This is a genomic window from Chitinophaga sp. S165, assembly GCF_003182155.1.
GTDB lineage: Bacteria > Bacteroidota > Bacteroidia > Chitinophagales > Chitinophagaceae > Chitinophaga.
Genome location: NZ_QGTG01000009.1, coordinates 175,685 through 190,338, shown reverse-complemented (window position 1 = coordinate 190,338; position 14,654 = coordinate 175,685). Strand labels below are relative to the sequence as shown.

Annotated in this window: 9 protein-coding genes; 6 read left to right on the top strand and 3 right to left on the bottom strand. The window is 40.5% G+C overall.

What is annotated here, in order from left to right; all coding sequences use genetic code 11:
* Window positions 1-125: 125 nt before the first annotated feature.
* From C7475_RS27395 to C7475_RS27370, 6 genes are all read left to right on the top strand, one after another.
* On the top strand, window positions 126-1,409 hold the full coding sequence (locus tag C7475_RS27395) for a hypothetical protein (RefSeq protein WP_146217671.1): 1,284 nt from the start codon (window positions 126-128) through the stop codon (window positions 1,407-1,409).
* 12 nt (window positions 1,410-1,421) lie between these two features.
* The gene (locus tag C7475_RS27390) at window positions 1,422-2,228 is read left to right on the top strand and encodes a hypothetical protein (protein WP_110056616.1); all 807 of its coding nucleotides are present in this window, start codon (window positions 1,422-1,424) and stop codon (window positions 2,226-2,228) included.
* A 5-nt stretch (window positions 2,229-2,233) separates the two neighbouring features.
* The gene (locus C7475_RS27385; RefSeq protein ID WP_146217670.1) at window positions 2,234-3,496 is read left to right on the top strand and encodes a hypothetical protein; all 1,263 of its coding nucleotides are present in this window, start codon (window positions 2,234-2,236) and stop codon (window positions 3,494-3,496) included.
* Complete coding sequence (locus C7475_RS27380) at window positions 3,493-6,099, top strand: lanthionine synthetase LanC family protein (protein WP_110056614.1); 2,607 nt, start codon at window positions 3,493-3,495, stop codon at window positions 6,097-6,099. The genes C7475_RS27385 and C7475_RS27380 overlap by 4 nt, the downstream gene beginning before the upstream one ends.
* A 10-nt stretch (window positions 6,100-6,109) precedes the next feature.
* Window positions 6,110-6,553, top strand: a complete 444-nt coding sequence (locus tag C7475_RS27375) for a MauE/DoxX family redox-associated membrane protein (protein ID WP_110056613.1) — start codon at window positions 6,110-6,112, stop codon at window positions 6,551-6,553.
* Window positions 6,554-7,430: 877 nt separating this feature from the next.
* Window positions 7,431-7,781 (top strand): hypothetical protein, encoded by a 351-nt coding sequence (locus tag C7475_RS27370; RefSeq protein ID WP_110056612.1) that lies wholly within the window; start codon window positions 7,431-7,433, stop codon window positions 7,779-7,781.
* A 108-nt stretch (window positions 7,782-7,889) separates the two neighbouring features.
* Here C7475_RS27370 and C7475_RS27365 read toward each other — a convergent pair whose 3' ends face one another.
* Genes C7475_RS27365 through C7475_RS27355 form a run of 3 tightly spaced genes read right to left on the bottom strand, consistent with a single transcriptional unit; the run spans window position 7,890 to window position 14,365 of the window.
* Window positions 7,890-9,380: a TlpA disulfide reductase family protein gene (locus tag C7475_RS27365; RefSeq protein WP_110056611.1), complete on the bottom strand. Its 1,491-nt coding sequence runs from the start codon at window positions 9,378-9,380 to the stop codon at window positions 7,890-7,892.
* Window positions 9,381-9,383: 3 nt separating this feature from the next.
* Window positions 9,384-10,784: a RagB/SusD family nutrient uptake outer membrane protein gene (locus C7475_RS27360; RefSeq protein WP_110056610.1), complete on the bottom strand. Its 1,401-nt coding sequence runs from the start codon at window positions 10,782-10,784 to the stop codon at window positions 9,384-9,386.
* 32 nt (window positions 10,785-10,816) lie between these two features.
* Complete coding sequence (locus tag C7475_RS27355; protein ID WP_158286629.1) at window positions 10,817-14,365, bottom strand: SusC/RagA family TonB-linked outer membrane protein; 3,549 nt, start codon at window positions 14,363-14,365, stop codon at window positions 10,817-10,819.
* Between the last annotated feature and the right edge of the window lie 289 nt (window positions 14,366-14,654).

The following is a 14,654-nucleotide window of genomic DNA, read 5'->3' as shown; positions in this document are numbered from 1 at the left end:
TTAAAATATGTTATCCATACCCTGACTTTTTCTCAGACAGCTATAGTTACATTTTTGCAGCGTATGCCAATATGGACATCAACATCTGGCCGATTGGATATTCCAGGTTTCTACGAATATTCCACATGGTTACATCCTCAGCAACTGCACTGGTGTGGTTTCAATTCCTGTTCTTTGCATGCTGTTGTCTGCTGTTTTACTTTACAATTATTTACTTCTATGCCTTAAGAACGGGGTTCAGGCAGATGCTGTATTTGTTCTTGTTTTTTAACCCCTTGTTTCTTTACCTGGCCAACTACATATCCAGTGACACACTTTTCGTTTCCATCAGTATCCTTTGGATCATTCAACTGATATTTATACTGAACCGCCCACTGTGGTACCACATACCGTTGCAGGCCATCCTGTTGTTCATCGCCTTTAGCGTCCGGTTCAATGCCATGGTCTACCCCTTGATCGCCATGTCGGTTTTTGCGCTTGCAAGATATAAGATGCTGTGGAAGGTTGTAGGCATGCTGGCCGGACCTGCGCTCATCGTACCATTCATTATCCATTCCAGATCGGTAGCCCGGCAATTGACCGGTGCGCCACAGTTTCCTATGCTCTCGGGCTGGCAATGGGCGAACAATGCACTATACATGCGGGGATACGTCAGCGTACCACCTGGCACCTGGAGTACGCCAGCGCTGCGGGAATTGGATGATATCTCCATCAATTTCTTTAAGACGACACCCCCTGAAAAAAGGAACCTGAGTGCCTATGTCGCCAATTATTTTATCAGAAAACCCACGGCCCCATTAAAGATCTACATGGACCGGCATGTAAAGACCACAAATTTCTATCAGTACCTGCTGGGATGGGGAGTCGTATCGCCACTTTATGGAGACTATGGCCTTACATTAATTAAGCAGTATCCGATACAGTACATCCGGTATTTCATCATCATGAATTCGAAGAATTACTTCTACCCTCCCCTGGAAGTGCTTTCGCTATACAACCTGGGCAAAAATCAAATTTACCCTTTTGCCGTGGATTGGTTCGAGCTAAAAAACGACCAGGCAACAAGCGTATCAAAATACCTACAGGGAGTGATCCTGCTGCCGTTCCCATTACTATTCCTGGCCTTGAATATTTGGTATATGACGACCCTGGTGATCCTAAAAATAAAAGGAGTGTTGGGATCGATGACCAAGTCATCAAATATTGTTACGCTCCTATTACTGCTCAATTTCGTTTTTAGCATATCGGCAAATATCATCGTTATCCGGTACCAGGTATTCCCGATGCTGCTAATGCTATGCTTTGGACTGGTTAACACAGAGCTATTGATAAAGAAAATCAGTCAGGTAAAGAGCAGTATTCCCGATCGATTGAATACAACACTGCCCCAACATCTAATTACTCAATAAAAACGCAATGATATGTTTAAGATGAATGCCAATCTTTACAAACTGCTGGCACAAAACATTGAGTATGGTCCCCATTATGTAGAATCTGTATTGGATAAGATAGCCGGTAACCTGAGTGCAGGAAACCGAAGCCCCTATGAAGTATATGAAACCTATATAGATTCAATTATCCCTGTCAGAAAAAAGATTAATCAATATCGATCGAATGCTGACCATTTCTTGCTTGGCTATCTGCACATGCAAGCGGGAAATGCCTGCATGGTTGACAGTCGCAAGCAACATCACTTTGACCTGGCTGTAAATGAGTACAAGCAATACATTCACAAATCCCGCAGACAGGACGAGACTCTTTACGTGGCTTACTGGAAAATGGCCGTCTTGCTGGAAAGATTAAACACCCCCTGGGCCAGCGTGGAAGAATTGTTACTGCAGGCCTTTCAGGTCTATCCGTACCGGGCAGAATCCCTGCGTGAGATCATTGTTCATTACTACCGCCAGGACAATGCAAGAGCAGCATATATTTTCAGCTCATTTTGCAGCAACCGGTTTTATAGGGCACAAGCATTATTGACGCAAAGGTGGTTTGTCAATGAAGCTTTTTATAAGTGGGAGCTACTTTATTATCATGTACCCATTTGCCTATCGATCGGGAAATTGAAGGAAGCTCAAACCTGGTATCAAGAATTACTTGCCTGTATTAACCAGTATCCAGATGCGCTGCCTGCAGAAGAAGTTGTTAAGATTAAGGCGTATGCGCAGCACTTTGATCCGCCAAAACGAAAATCCAGCCCTTCAGCACTTCAAATTACTATATCATGAAAAGGATGGCGCTCAACTTCATTTGTAAAAATGAAAGTCATATTATCGAAAGAATGTTGCATTCAGCACTACCGATCACTGATCTGATCGTAGCGGTGGACACCGGATCAAACGATCATACGATTTCGATCATCAGGACCTGGGGAGATGCACATGGCATTCCCACTTATGTTTTCGAGCGACCTTTTGATGACTTTGCCAACTCCCGTAATTATGCTTTAGACAAGCTGATAGAGATAGTAGGTCGCCTGGGCTGGAATAGGAATGAAACCTGGGGATTTTGGTTTGACTGCGACGAGGTCATGAAATTTGTGGACGATTTTGATAAAGATGCGATCAGTGACGACCTGTACTTTGTAACGGGCATATCCGAGGATATGGCGTTTTCCAAACAACTATTTTTCGCCTTATCAAAGCCATTTAAATGGGAAGGACCTGTACATGAATATATGCGCTGTGAATCCGAACAGCTTTCGGTGTCCCACTGTAACCAAATCATCATCAACTATGAGATGAAAGGGGCAAGCTGGAAAACCGATATTGAAAAAAAATACCTGTTCTACGTCGAGAAACTAAAAGAGTACACGTCTCAGGGACATAGAACGTACCGGTGGCTACTTTACCTGGCTGATAGCTACTATGCTGCCGCTATTAACTGCAAAGATCCTGTTCGCAAAAAGCAATGGCATCTGTTCGCTCACGAATCTTATTTAGACGTGGCGGGTTTAAAAGGCATGGAACGGTACGAGCAATGCAGGTTGTACTCCCATATAGCCGCTAATCAAATGGACTTAAATGAGACTTGGCCACTGGTAAAAGAGAGCTTGTTAAAAGCATTTAAGGCGGAAAAAAGGTTTGCAGAGCCTATAGAAACTATCATTGAATTTTACATCAACATGCAGCAATGGCACATCGCCTTAATCTGCAGCACATTTGCAGTGATACAATATCAAGGCCGGCGACCACATGGACCAGGTGTCGCGGATATAAAACCGTCGTTATACCAATGGAGGCTGCTGTATTATCATTATTTGATCCTCATGCATCTTAGAAGATTTCGGGAAGCCCATGATGTGTACCAATTAATTAAGCACGAGCAAAGCAAGCATCCGGATAATTTTTCCGTAAAGGACGCTGAAATGCTATACGTCAACGCTCCCCATTTTATAAAATACCGCCTGAAACTGGAAACCGTAAAGAATATTATAAAGCGGCATCTGACTCCTATCTCAAACACCATTCCAAGGTATTTAACATCAGAAGTATGAAAACCGAACATGACCTTTTCATGGAAAGTACTTTACCAGTAGAATCCGAATATAGCTCTGCTGCATATAGACAGATTTTACAGCAGTTTCCGGTATCATTGGTTGAGAATGGGAAGTACCTTAAAGTAAATCAGCGGCAGCATAAGGATGGCTGGGTCTTTTATATATCCGTTGTGGTAACCGAGGTAGAGTCACTAATCAGACGAATAGTTCCTTACTTGGTGGATCGACATTTGTCTTTCGATGTCGCCAAGTCACCTGCTGTTGTCAGGGCATTGTCTGCTGGTTTTTTTGGACATGAGATGATTGGTAAAATTGTAGTCATATACCCGGACGCGGTAAGCGTAGCCGACCTTGCGCCGGCATTATGTGAGCTTACCGAGGGTGTTAAAGGGTCAATTATTCCCACAGCCTTCCAGTTGAAAGGTGTTGTGCATGCTAATTTTGCCGCCGGAGACATTGAAATAACGGAACACGAACAAAATACCGCAGTAAATTCTGATTATACTACAACAGGGCAAAACAACCTGGTCAAAAGGCAGCTTGCCTGGCCATTTGGTACCATTACTCCTCCAGTCGTGCGTAAATCCCCTAAAATTATAGCCAGGAGATATCTTATCGATAAAACGCTAAAAAATGATGCAAAAGGAAGGGTCCTTAAGGTGCTCGATCTAAAAACGCTACGGTTCTGTGTTATAAAAGAGGGCATTAGATACATGTCCTATGATTACGCCGGCCGGGATGTTACCGATAGGCTTCGCTGGCAATTTGAGATGCATAATACGCTACATCGAATCATCTCCGCCCCGGGCGCTAGAGACTTATTTGAAGAAGCAGGAAACTGGTATTTGGTAATCGACTTTAAGAAAGGCATCCCTTTCAGCCAGTTTATCGATGAAATCTATGCCAATCGACATTGTGCGGCTTTGTCATCAGACAAATGGGAAAGGCTCATAAACGGCCTAAAATCCATACTCACACAACTATCTAAGTTACATTCAAATGGGTATATATTCAGAGATGTCAATCCACGTAATTTTTTAATTGATAACTCTGGGGCCATCACCTGTATTGATTTTGAATTAACATATCAAGGAGAAACGGGGAAACCAAGTCCTCCATTTGAACTGGGAACACCGGGTTATATGTCACCTGAACAAGAAGCCGGCGCGCACCCTACCATTCACCAAGATATTTATGGTGTTGGAGGGCTAATGATCCGCTGTCTGACCGGACTATCCCCAATGGTGTTTGACCTGTCCGACGTTGACGCTCTGTGCTGCCAGCTCAACTTCCATATGGGGCCACAACAAGCTAATTTGGTCAGCCAATGTTTTTCTTTTACTACTGAGGAACGACCACCGTTACCCAATATTATTGCTTCTTTAGACACCTGGCCTAATAATTACTTTAACCCGAAGCTGTTTGAGTTGGGTGTGCCAGATCGAAATCAGATTAGATCAACTGTCCAGGATGCAATCAAGGGCCTGGCTAATCCGAAGTTACTGAATCAAGAGCACCTATGGGTGTCAAAATCCTTCAACACAGATAAAAATCTATCCAATGAAGTTGTCCAAACAGACATTAAGGATAACCTATACGACGGCATCGGTGGCATTATTTACTTGTTAATGGATGCAAAAAGCCTTGGATTTGACCTTACCCCGTGTAAAGGGATTTTGGAGGCCAACTTCAACCATGTCTTTAACAATTATATCAATGGGGCCTTCAGCGGAAACGATGGCTTGTTCCATGGCAAGCAGGGAATTACACTACTGGCTTTAAAAGCGTTAAAACTCGAATGGACGTCCCCTATCCCTGGAATTCTAAGCGCCATTCGCAAGTCTACCGAACAACAATTCGCAAATAACAGTTTATCCAGCGGTACTACAGGCCTGGGATTAGCCTTAATTGAAATATCCAAATATGTAAAAGAAGATTGGCCGGGCAATATCCTCAATGCGATCACCGACGAACTCATAGAGAAGCAATGCAAAAATGGTTCATGGAAGATCTATACCCGTATTGGAACGAACTCAAAGAACATTGATATCGGATTTTTTACAGGCATATCAGGGATCATATATTTCTTATTCAAAGTATATGAATATTCGCAACATACTCTGATACTCTCCAGCGCAATGAAAGGCTTAAACTATCTGATCAGGCATGAACGCCAGTTATTCGGTGAAGCATCTAAATTGTGGGGTGGGTCAGGGTCCGCCGGAGTAGCCATACCGTTCATACAAGGATATGCAATAACAGGCGATTTGCTGTTGCAAAGACAAATTGACAAATTATTAAGGCGAATACCTCATAGAATAAACTCACCACACTTAGGATTTTCTGACGGGATCACCGGTATGGGTGAGGTCTACCTACAAGCTCATAAGGTGCTGGGCATTGAGGAATGGAAGGAAAGAGCTGACTGGATTACGAATTATATACTCCATAGAGCAATCCGCGATCCGACAGGCGGGTTGCACTGGGCAACTGACACAAGTGGGCTCTTTTCGGCTGGTTTGATGTCAGGCAATGGTGCGGTAATCCATTATCTATTAAAATACCTGGAGCCAAATGAATTGAACTTTCCCATATTCTAAACCACATATCATGAAAAAAGACCTAATAGTTACCATTCTCGGCGCCGTCATCGTGTTAACTTTTCTGTATACAGCGTCGGACAAATTGGTCAAGTTTAATGATTATAGTGAGATCATGACTCGACAACCACTACCTGAATGGTCAAAGCCTGTACTAATTTGGTTAATTCCATCCTCTGAAATTCTTGTGTCCATATTACTATTTATACCTAAAACCAGAGTAGTAGGATTTACAGGTGCAGTAATCCTGATGACTTTGTTCACTGGATATATCGGGCTTGCGCTAATTCACGCATTCAAGTTTGTTCCCTGCATATGTGGCGGTATATTTAGAAATATGAGCTGGGAGAACCATTTTATGTTGAATATTGTCTTGTTAGCTGTCGCAGCTTCAGGATGGATTTTGGCAGTAAGAAAACTTAAAACGTCTAAAATTAATAGAATGCAAAAGTAGATCAATTATTTCGACATTTAATGTCATAAAGTTGAGTAGTTAGGGTACTATGTTGATTACCAAAAAGACTCTATAAAAAACATATACATTTTAAATCTTAATAGGTAAATTATGAAAAGAATATCGATACTGTTAATGACCATCGCCGGCATTACGGGCGCAGGAATTGCCGGTTCAAGATACACTCTAAAGAATAAATTCGCGACAATCACAGTTTATGCCCTGAAGAACTCAAATGGATTATACAGTTATTATACCCAAGTGCTTCCAATAATTCTTATGGGTGCAACGTGTAAATTTAGCGCTTTCCCTGAAACATGTACATTTACAACAACTCTTTCGCTTACGCGACTAAACGATCCACTGCAAATTCCCAACTATACTACATGGTTTCCCCCTGAAAATATATTTGGTCACCCATATGTTAACTACCTAAGTGGCACTTATCGAATTTATAAAAAATAGTTAAAATGTTTATGAATGTACAAACGTTAATCCCTTGGCTCGACATGTATGAGATCAATGTTCGATCAAACAAAAAGGAGTGATCAATTGAAGCTCCTTGTTCATGCGATCACGTTTATATTTTTGTTAACCGAACTGAAAAGCCAATAAATCCGTAGAAGATGTACTGAAACACAGGAGCAGCAAATCAGAAGATCTGATCCCATGACACAAAATAAATAGAGAACGCAAATATCGTTTAAGCAGGTAAAAACACTAAATACATCCCTAGCAAGGTACTCCATCTTTCCTTAAGTATTGGTTCGATTAAAAATATGCATACATATTTTAAAATATTTCTAGCGCTTGAAATCAGGTTAAATGTCGAATCCTGTCAAAATTCGACCATCGTTAATCATTTAATTTAGGGTTTATGAAAAAATTACAATTAGGTATTATGGCAATCGCTTCCCTTGCAGGTGTTGGCATAGCTTCTTCAGGGTTTATGCCTAAGCATAGATTCACAACAATTACAGTTTATGCCGCGAAAGATGCAAACGGTACTTACAGCTACTTCACGCAAGTGGCTCCGATTGTCGCACAGGGGAAATCTTGTCAAGCCGTCGTGCCGACAACTGAAGCCTGCACATTCACAACTACGTTGTCTCTTGCGAGGCTTAATGACAATACTTTAAGTCCAAACTACACAAGCACGTTCCCGGTTGAAAATACAACCGGCCATCCATACGTCAATCTTATCAGTAACCAAACAGTTTGGAAATAATGATTTAAATAACCGGGTAGCCGAACTTTCGGCTACCCCATTTAATTTTTTGAACAAAAATAACGCTTGAACCTTACCTGAAACTCCAATTACACCTTTAAAACTCAGCTAAAGATTATCTTGAATTATATTATTTAAATCAGCACCATTATCCAAAAGTGGCGAGAATGGGCTACCGATAAGCGTTCCATTCTTTGAAATAAAAATCAATGTTGGAAATCGATAAACTTTATACCTGCTTGATGCCTTGTCTAATTTTGTGTTAGCAGGCATATCTATAAGGTTAATATCATTGATGGATGAGTATGTCTGATCTCGAACCAACCTCTCCCATATTGTAGTATCTTGACTTCCGCCTGGAACAAATATGCTGACGACTACTAGCTTCCCGCCACTGTATTGCTTTCTTACTTTCTCAATAATTGGATGAACCATTCGACATGCACCGCATGAATGAGAATAAAAATCCAGCAAGACTAGTTTGCCATAATAATCTGATAGTCGCACAGTTTTTCCCTCTGCATTCGGTAATACAAAATTAAAAGCCTCTTTCCCAGAAGTCAAATTATTAACATAGTCAGAAATTACATGCCGTATTGAATCGGTAGTTATGTAATTTTTTCTTACAGCGTCATCAAAAACAGCTTGAATATGTAACTTATCTTCAGAATCCAAACTATGTCGCCGAATTAAATTCATCAAAGCCAATTCCCTTGACATGCCATTTAAGTTCTTGGCTAAATATTGATAACAATTAGTTAAATTAAATTTTTGTTTTGGCAATATGGAATTATCAAATTCATACTGTTCGACCATGAAATCGGAATATCTACGTGAGGCATTGGAGATGATGGTAGATGAAAACGAATCGATCACCTGATCATTCCAGATAGGATTAGCATAAACAAACTGTAAACTATCATGCCCATTTAAATGAATGCGAACTCCATTTTTCAGGTATTCATAATTTTGAATTATATTCATCTTCATCAAAAGATACACATTCTTATGAACTTTGTGCTTGTATTTTCCCAATATACTTATACTTTCCAACGCACTGGAGTCCAGGCACATCAGATATTCAATATCAGACTTTGATCCTTGTTGTGAGCAATTAGTTAAAACTTCATCAATCTCCTGTTGACAATTATATTTAGAAACATTTCTGCCGCTGAAACCTAGCTTTCCATTGGCAAACCTAAACGTAATGGAATCGCCTGGCTCCACTATAAACTTATGACTAAACGAAATATTCGGTGCAATTTGACAATCGATCTCCGCATACTTTGGCCCATCAATAGTAAAATGTGAAAACTTTACTTCAAAAAGATTACGTTTAGAAATCTTCGCATTTTCAATAAGCATTAATTGACTATTATCACCTTTTTTTACTTTGTCAATGAAGGCAGATTCTTTAATAAATAGCTGTGCGTATGAGTTACTATTTAAATCATTTGCCTTAATGACAAAATTAACATCTTTGTCACTACGGTTAATGGACTTTATACTTGGAAAAAAGCCGATCAAAAGAAAGATCCCTGGACTAATAAACTTAATCCAAATTCTACTAGCGAATTTATTATTTATAATACATTTCATCGTTTATCTTTTATTTTGTTCAATGCCTGTCAATTGAATTTCATTATCTGGAATCGGCATTGCATAACGAAAGTCGTTAGGAGGAAGTGTATATTCAACACCATCTATATTTCTGTAAAGTGTGGTAGCAAATCTTGCTTCTTTATTTAATCGCCTTAAATCCGTCCACCTTGTACCTCTAAAAGGCATTTCTTTACGCCTTTCATTCAAAATTAGCCGTAGTGCATGTTCAGCATCAGTGGTTACTTGATTAACGTATGTACCCTTTTTATATCGCTTAGATAATAGTCTATTTAAGTCATTCATTGCACTGTCCACATCGCCCATTCTAGCCGAACACTCGGCTCTTATTAAATACATTTCGTCGGTTGCAATCCCTTCAAATTGGACCAGCGGCAATTTAAATTCATATGATCCTCTGAATCTAATTTGTCCTAAAAACTCCATAAAAAATAAACTTTTTCGCAGATCATTATCTTCATAAGAATTGTAAAGTGTTGTGTCAACAATGGTTCTTAATAGCGATGCACTTGCTCCATCATTCAAAAAGGTTGTATGAAAAATATCTTCCGGCAATGGGTATTGACCTGAACTCATAAAATAAAAGAAAACTTCCCCTGGTTCGGCGAAATTGTAATCAAATAAAGTATCGGTGATGGACAAAGCAGAATTGGCATATAATCTCGCATCAATGTATTTACCCAGTATCAAACTCACTCTGGCCAAAAAGCCATATGCAGCTCCTTGGCTGGGAAGAGTCATATATTCTGGTTTCCTGGGCAAGTACATAATATTCGATAAGACATCGGATATTATCTGGCGGTAGCATTCTTGTTGCGATGACCTTTGAAAATTTTCATTTAAGTTAGATGTCAATTTCATTGGAATTCCAAGGGCAACTGAAGCTGAGGCGGAATCATATGGAAGAGTATATATCTGCATTAAACTGTTAAATGCGTAAGATCTGTAGAATTTAGCGGACGCTTTAATTCTATTCACTCTTTGTATATCATTTGAACCTATAGGTATTGAGTTGATCGCATCTAGAATGGTATTCGCGTAAAATATGCGTCTATATGCAAAAGACCAATTCGGATCATTTTCTCCAGGAGCATAAATCCTTTTGGACCATGTATATATATTTTGATCAAATGGCTCCATTGTTTGCCAATCATTAGCACGGCAGTAATAATCATCTGTGGAAGCTTTTCCTATATAAGGTTGATTGCTGGAAAATACCCGTTCATTCTGAAGAAGATATTCGCAGTCTCGCAACGTGCTTATTGTGCTGAGTCGATCTTGTGGTTTCGCGTCCAGGAACTCGTCTTCCTTTTTGCAAGATAACAGTATCAACAGCAATGAAAGGGCTATGCTTATGTACTTTTTATTTATATGTTTACACATGTCTATTGGTTTAGGCTACGTTTATCGATCAATTATATTTTAATTCTCAATCCAACCGAAATGGTTCTGGCCGCTGGTATGCCGACGCCTTGAAATAGATCAGGATCAAGACCTTCTTTGTTAGCACGCCAAATGATCGCAACATTGCTGATATTGGAATAAATTTGAACATGGTCAAATGGAAGCCACCTACTCTCGCTCTTGACTATTTGATAACTTAGTGTGATATCTTGCAGACGTATATTGTCTGCCTTCTCTACGAGAATGGAGGAATATTGGTAGAAAGTCGACCTATTGGCATTGAACGGAGGATATTGCATAAGTGGAATAGTTGTTTTTTCTTCATCTCCAGGTGCCTTCCAACTATTTTCGTAAGCTTTATCGCCTAAAGCTAACCCACTAAAAGCGACGCTGGTAACATCAATTACACCGCTTTTCCTGAAATAGTACTTCAGCTTATAAACCAGGTTACATGAAATGGAGATATTTTTGAAACTAATTGTATTCCTTAGATAACCAAAGTATCTTGGCCGGGCAGGCCCACTGTATAACAAACTATCAAGGTGACTGGAATTAAAGATGGACGCATAATCGTTCGTTGATTTACCATTCAGATAACCCAAAGGATCCCCAGTAGTATGATCAATTCCAGCCCACGGATAACTGTAAATCCCATACATTTCCCTCCCTTCAAGAGGAACAATCGTACCAGCTGGATTATTATTTCGAATATATTGCAATACCGTTGATTTGACATTGTATTTTGTCACCTTGTCGTATACATAACTAAAGGAAAAATTGGCCGTCCATTTAAAGTTTTTGGTGTATAGGTTTCTACTATTTAAAACAATGTCTGCTCCACGTCCAGAAGTATTGGCCGTGTTACCAAAAAATGACTGAAGCCCAGTAGTCGGTGGTAGAGGGGAATACCCAAACAAATTCATTCCACGTTTTAAGAAATATTCCAGACTCCCAGAAAGAACGTCGTTTTTGCAAGCGAAGTCGACACCAAAATTCACGATTTTCACTTTTTCCCACCTCAAATCAGGATTACCAGGATTCTCTACAGTAGCATAATTAAACCCTGAAAATGGAGAAACAGTATTCAATGAAATTGTCGTTACAGCAGTCGCACTTTTGTTAATATTTGCATTATATCCATATGTGACTCTAGGACGCAAATACGGTATCGAATAGAACCGATAAAATTTCTCACGACTAATGTCCCAGGATGCACCTACTGAATACAAAGGCACAGCCTTTTGGTTGGTATTTACACCGAAAAGATTTGATCGATCGATCCTACCACTAATGGATATTGCATACAAGGATTTATATGAGAAAGTACCGTTTGCATAATAGGACACAAATCTGTCTGTTCCCCGGTTGAACCCTACTCCATTTGGGATCTGCCCTGAACCATAAGGATTTATTGGAAAGAAATTTTGAAAGTCGATAATGCCTACACTATTCCTGGTTTTCTTATCAAATCCATAGGCAATGCCTCCCTGACTCTCAGCTACGGAATGCCGTATCTCTGAACCAGCAATGATATTGGCATCATACTTATTCTTCCAGGTGTGATTGAAATTCATTTGTAATCTTCCCTGATGAGAATATATACCTGACTTAGAATATTGCAAGATTCCAGCCAGAGGAATGGGATAAGATAATTCTCCATCCTGGGAAATCTGGGTATATTGGTTAATCAGATTCCGTGTATAATAAGTCGAGTCACTAAAGTAATTTTCGTTAGTATAGTTCAAACGTTCATACTGGTACTTTGCTTCAATAGATAGTCCCGGAAACAGGTTATAACTTAGTCCTAAATTCAGACGGTTATCAACGCCTTTGTTGGTATTGTCACTCAACTCCAATTCGGCAAGCGGATTATACCTCCAGTTCAAAAAGCCCATTCGCTGCATGCTATCTTTATAATGGTTCGACCGATCCTTCAATGTAGCAACCGGATTCCCATTTGCATCGGTGAATCTGCCGTACGGGTATAAGGGTTGCAGTTCCCCTAAAACTCCTGAAGTCTTGCTTTGAGTTTGAATAAAATTTAAACCAACAGATAGCGTAAGGTTCTTAACCGGTGAGTAATTGTAGGCGGAGTTGATCGTTATTCTGCTATTTTTATTCCGTTTAATACTGGGCAAACTGCGATCATAACCGAATGACACAATAAAATCGTCGTTCATGCCACCTCCGGACATATTAATAGCATACTGCTGGTTGACGGACCGCTGATAGAAATGTTTGAGCAACTCATCCCTAACATCATGTTTACTTAGCGCAGCAAGTTGCGCATTTGCATCTGACTGAGATATATCACCAGATCGTTGGCTATTTAATATCTGGACTACAGGGGACACAATTGCTGTAGGATCCTGCAGTGTTCCATCGTAAAATCCGGACCCAAACAGCTTTTTTTCCACCTCTATATAGTTGCCGGCACTGAGGTAGCGTGGATCATAATATAAATCTGGCTTTCCCTGAAACGTTACATTGGCATTAAACTCAGTTGCTAGTTTTCGATTTCTGGCACCCTTTTTTGTCGTAATGACAATGACCCCGTTCCCGGAGCGCACACCCCAAATGCTGGCAGCAGCGGCGTCTTTTAATACAGTAATGGATTCGATATCATTGGGGTTAATGTTGTTGATATCTCCATCGTAGGCGAAGTTATCCACCACGATTAATGGCTGATCGTTTGCGAAAAGCGTATTGTGTCCGCGAATACTGATGTCATATTGATTCGGTGAGTTGGTATTCTTATTGAAAATTAAGCCAGGGACGTTGCCTTCCAGCCTCCCTATTACATCGGGACTTACCCGTTGATTGAATAATTTGTTATCAACAAACGCGAAGGAACCGGTTGCGCGCTCTTTGGGGATCTGTTGAAACCCTGTCGAGACGGGAATGACCGTCTCCGCCAGCTGTAGCGTTCTCTTTTTTAGCTGAACGGTAATAGCCGTTCGGCCCGCAAGCTGAAACGTCGTATCAAAGAACCCCATACTGGTTACTCTAATACTAACGTTCGGATCTACATCTTGTAACCTAAAATAGCCGCTTTCATCGGTAGTCGTCATTTTCTTGGAACCGATAACGAATACGGATGCACCCGGCACGGGACTGTTCTTTTCATCCTGTATTTGCCCCAGGACATCTATGGGCGCCGAAAGTAAAGGAGCGCCAGGTGCGGGGCGCCTGGCTGGCTCCTTCGTCTTTATTAGGATTGTCTGGGTCTCACGGGATATGGTGTAAGTCAGAGGTTGGTTTTTGAAACATTCAGCTAAAACATCCTCCAAATTGGCACTGCGAACTGAGATCGTTACTTTGCGTGTATGTTCTTTTGGTTTGTCATAAAACATAAAATGGAGGCCCGATTGTCGTGAAATTTCAGCGAGGACATCGTCAAAGCTGGCATTGTTGGCCGTAAGGGTAATCTTACCCTGGCTTAGTGCCAGGGCGTTTACCTGCAGGAAGGCGATCAGAAGAATAAAAAACAATTTCATAGCAAGTCGTTTTGGCGTTTCGCAAAGTGCAAAGGAATTTTGCACTGGTTGGTTGATCTGCATAAGTTTTGGCTCGTATTGTTGTGGTGTGTTACTAAAATCTATACAGGACGGCATTTTACGGTCATTACAAAGCAATAACAGGCCTCTCGCCACCGGGGTGGCCAGTTTTATTTATGAAGCCCATAAAATCGTTGATTTAACTGTAAAGAGACAGGATATTCAGATCGATGCCTTAAAAGACAATCATCTTAATATGCCTGCAAATTGGGAAGAAAGGAAGGAAACATGTTTTTTCCGCTATCGGTATTACCAATCGCAACAAATTCAGCCAGTCATACGCTACCAATTA

Excerpts from the sequence above, each read along its gene's own strand:
- C7475_RS27380 (WP_110056614.1), top strand. The coding sequence starts at position 3,493 with ATGAAAACCGAACATGACCTTTTCATGGAAAGTACTTTACCAGTAGAA.
- C7475_RS27370 (WP_110056612.1), top strand. The coding sequence starts at position 7,431 with ATGAAAAAATTACAATTAGGTATTATGGCAATCGCTTCCCTTGCAGGT.
- C7475_RS27355 (WP_158286629.1), bottom strand. The coding sequence starts at position 14,365 with ATGCAGATCAACCAACCAGTGCAAAATTCCTTTGCACTTTGCGAAACG.
- C7475_RS27375 (WP_110056613.1), top strand. The coding sequence starts at position 6,110 with ATGAAAAAAGACCTAATAGTTACCATTCTCGGCGCCGTCATCGTGTTA.
- C7475_RS27365 (WP_110056611.1), bottom strand. The coding sequence starts at position 9,380 with ATGAAATGTATTATAAATAATAAATTCGCTAGTAGAATTTGGATTAAG.
- C7475_RS27360 (WP_110056610.1), bottom strand. The coding sequence starts at position 10,784 with ATGTGTAAACATATAAATAAAAAGTACATAAGCATAGCCCTTTCATTG.
- C7475_RS27390 (WP_110056616.1), top strand. The coding sequence starts at position 1,422 with ATGTTTAAGATGAATGCCAATCTTTACAAACTGCTGGCACAAAACATT.
- C7475_RS27395 (WP_146217671.1), top strand. The coding sequence starts at position 126 with ATGGTTACATCCTCAGCAACTGCACTGGTGTGGTTTCAATTCCTGTTC.
- C7475_RS27385 (WP_146217670.1), top strand. The coding sequence starts at position 2,234 with ATGGCGCTCAACTTCATTTGTAAAAATGAAAGTCATATTATCGAAAGA.